Source organism: Myxococcus sp. AB025B (genome assembly GCF_006518215.1).
GTDB classification, from domain to species: domain Bacteria; phylum Myxococcota; class Myxococcia; order Myxococcales; family Myxococcaceae; genus Myxococcus; species Myxococcus fulvus.
Genome location: NZ_SRLW01000545.1, coordinates 1 through 3,052, shown reverse-complemented (window position 1 = coordinate 3,052; position 3,052 = coordinate 1). Strand labels below are relative to the sequence as shown.

Annotated in this window: 4 protein-coding genes; all 4 read right to left on the bottom strand. The window is 63.6% G+C overall.

What is annotated here, in order from left to right; genetic code table 11:
- The coding region (locus FL311_RS42350) for an SEC-C metal-binding domain-containing protein (protein WP_194869625.1) at positions 1-203 on the bottom strand (203 nt) is incomplete at its 3' end.
- Positions 203-421, bottom strand: a complete 219-nt coding sequence (locus FL311_RS42345) for a hypothetical protein (protein ID WP_194869624.1) — start codon at positions 419-421, stop codon at positions 203-205. The genes FL311_RS42345 and FL311_RS42350, both read right to left, overlap by 1 nt.
- A gap of 876 nt (positions 422-1,297) precedes the next feature.
- Positions 1,298-1,636, bottom strand: a complete 339-nt coding sequence (locus FL311_RS42340; RefSeq protein WP_228557455.1) for a hypothetical protein — start codon at positions 1,634-1,636, stop codon at positions 1,298-1,300.
- Between the two features lie 14 nt (positions 1,637-1,650).
- Positions 1,651-2,730 carry a polymorphic toxin-type HINT domain-containing protein gene (locus FL311_RS42335; RefSeq protein ID WP_194869623.1) on the bottom strand — a complete coding sequence of 360 codons (1,080 nt, stop codon included), beginning with the start codon at positions 2,728-2,730 and terminating at the stop codon, positions 1,651-1,653.
- Positions 2,731-3,052: the final 322 nt, after the last annotated feature.

Below are 3,052 nucleotides of genomic sequence, written 5' to 3'. Positions count from 1 at the left end.
GGGATGTGCAGGGGCACGTCGCGGCGGGGGCTGATGAGGCCCGGGCGGATGCCCTTGCGCGCGACGTCGGGGCCCTTCTTGCGCGCCTCGACGGTGTCGGCGCCACGGTGGCACTTCTTGTACTTGGTGCCGCTGCCGCACCAACAGGTGTCATTGGGGCCGGGCAGGACGGCGGGAGGGGTACGGGGAATGGCGGTGGTCATCACTCAACTCCGATGGAAGCCGTGTCGGACCTGCGGGCACGAAGCCAGCGCATCACCTGGGGACGCAGCCACAGGCGTGGGCGTCCGGTGCCCAGGTCCAGGATGGGGCGGGGCATGTCCGGGTAGCGGCGCAGATAGGTGCTGACGCTGTTGGTGTGGCGAAGCTGCAGCAGGCCGGCCACGCCCTGGGCGTCGATGAGGTCTTCCGTCTTCACCATGGGACACATGAGGGGATTGTCTATACCCGTAGACACGCCCGGGCGCACGGGTTCTTTCCGCCCCCTCGGCGGGTGGCCTGCCGGGCGACCTGTGGGTGACAGGGTGCGGGGTGCCACCAGGGGGGCCGTCGCTCGCCTGGACCACGGCCGCGTCAGCGGATGAGTGTTAATGCGCACGCTATTTGATGGTTCCACGGCGTTCCACGGACCGGCTCGTTGATGGGTACCTTCAGCAAGCGTGCGGAACCACTGGAGTCCATTACGAGCGTGCACCACCGGGTGTCACCGCCGATGCTGGGCGCGCCTTGAGGCGATTCCCCTGAGGGAATCGACGGTTGCAGCCTGAGCCGGAGCACGAGGCGGCTCAAGGCTGCCCGGAGGGCACCGCCGCCAGGCGGCCGTAGGGCCTTGAACCGACTGGGATTCCGGCGTCCATCAGCCAGTCGACGCACCCGCCCATCAACAAGCGCGCTCGGTAACACAGGACGAACGGGGCGAGGATGGAGACCTTGGTGGACCGATAGTTTCCGAAAACCTGTATCCAGAACCCTTGGCCCGAAGGGGGGTCGACGTCATCACTCAAGGCAAGAGTCCAGTGCGTCAGCAGCGCCGCTGGGGTCAGTGGAATCTTCACCACGGCTCGGACACTCGAGGATGCGGATGACACTCACTCGGTGGTGCTCGGATGCAATCTGGCATACTGAGACACACCGCTGGGAACCGAGCCGCCCAGGCAGAATGTGAGAATGCGTCCCGTGGCGGAGCAATCCACCACGGGAGGCAGTTGGCGGGAAGTGGCCCAGGCTCTACATGTGCCCAGGCTGACACCTGGGCACCGATTGGGAGGGACTCCGCAACGCAGCGTCCGACCTTCTCCTATTGAGCAAACTCCGATGGGATTTCCCAAGCAAAAATAGCAACACACCCAGCTTCCCGGTTCACCACCACGCGATACCTGCCGGCAGGGAACTCTGCGACATCCCCAGCGGCGAGCTCGACAGCTTGCGTGCCGAATTCCATCTGGCAGTGCCCAGCCAACACGTAGAACGTACCGGCCCGCATGACGCCGCCGAAATCCGTCCCCGGCAAATACCGCTCAACGCGCACCCGATACTTCTTCGCGGGCAAGTGCAGAGCGCGCACACTCTCTTCCGAGAGAGGTTTACTGGAGAGTTCGGACCAGTGGCGTACCGTAGCCTGTTTGGGTTCCATCATGCACCTCATTTCGGTTACCGGAAGATAATGCCAATCTCGGCGAACGCAGCTCGAGCATACGCCACGCTCTCCTCAGTTGGCATGAAATGGCCGCTTTGGGCATTGATACTGAGGCCAAAGTACTTGCGGCCCGTACGGGCAATTTCAGCCTCGCCCGCGGTAAGAACCGCACTCCCACCGGATAGGACTGCGTGCTTGATCTCCACTCCCATGTAAGTGTGCGGGGCGACGATGAGCTTACCCGACTCCAGCACCACGAACTTTATCTTCTCACCACTGTCGACAAGCGCTTTGAAACCACGAGCGCCCGCCTCCATGATGGGAGCCCTCACACTCTCCGCGTCTGCTATCTCCCCCGCGAGCCTCTCGGGCATCGTATTAGGGAACAGCCGCCTCGCAATCGACGAGATGTTGTGAACCCACGCGGTGGACTCGCCCACGAAATACGTGTGAGCGTCTTCCACCTCGAAGTTGAAGACCGGCTTGCGCTCCGCGGAGGTCGCGACAGAGACCACGCGCATGCGCTCTCCCATGGCGGACTCAACCTCATCCCCCCACCTGAGCGACTGCGCATCCGTCCAGCCTCGCCCCACGACACCGAATGGGTGCTCCGCCGTCACCCCGAACGATTCACGGGTGCCATCGGGTGATTCCAGCATGACTTCGAGCACGACCATCGCGGGCTTGATGAAGGTTTTCGACACCTGGTGCCAGCCTGGAACCTTCGTCTCCTCATCCCAGGCCCACACCCAGTCTCCCACCGCCACTTCCTCGATAGGCACCAACCCCTTCGCAGTAAGGACGGGTGTGTCCGCGATGAAGCAACCTCCCAGTGCGAGTCTCGCGGCGATGCCCACTTCCGATTTCAGCAGAGGGCCTGCCGCAGCCACGACGACAGGTGCCACCCCCTTGATGACGCCGCCTATCACCTTCGCCGGGACAAAAGAGAGCCCCACCTCGAACACTTCACTGCCGAGGTTGTCCGTCTTGCCGCGCATCAACGACAGCATCAGGTTGAGCGTCGACGTGGCAACCCCCACAACAGGTGCGTAGGCCCACTTCGTCTCACGCGCCCAGCCCTGCAGGTCGTCCATCTGCTTGTCACTGAAGGCGAATAAGCCGCGTCCATCCCCCACACAGAACTGGCAGGAGGACTGCACGACACCCGGAGCGGTTCCTCCATTCATGTCGGCGCCACCCGCGATGGCCGCGGGGCTGCTGTCACCGCCATCGGAGCTGTTGCCAACTTCCGTCGCCGCACCGTTGACCGAGCCCGCCGTTGGAGAGATCCTCAATGGTCAGGTGAAAACCGGCCAAAGAGGGTCCCGTCAAAACCGGCCAAAGAGAGAGGGCCGAGACAGGAGGACTCCTACCCTGCGGACTCGGCGGACCGCAACTCCATGGCCCCCTTGGTGC

Coding starts and splice junctions, on each gene's coding strand:
- FL311_RS42345 (WP_194869624.1), bottom strand. CDS start 421: ATGGTGAAGACGGAAGACCTCATCGACGCCCAGGGCGTGGCCGGCCTG.
- FL311_RS42335 (WP_194869623.1), bottom strand. CDS start 2,730: ATGGACGACCTGCAGGGCTGGGCGCGTGAGACGAAGTGGGCCTACGCA.
- FL311_RS42340 (WP_228557455.1), bottom strand. CDS start 1,636: ATGATGGAACCCAAACAGGCTACGGTACGCCACTGGTCCGAACTCTCC.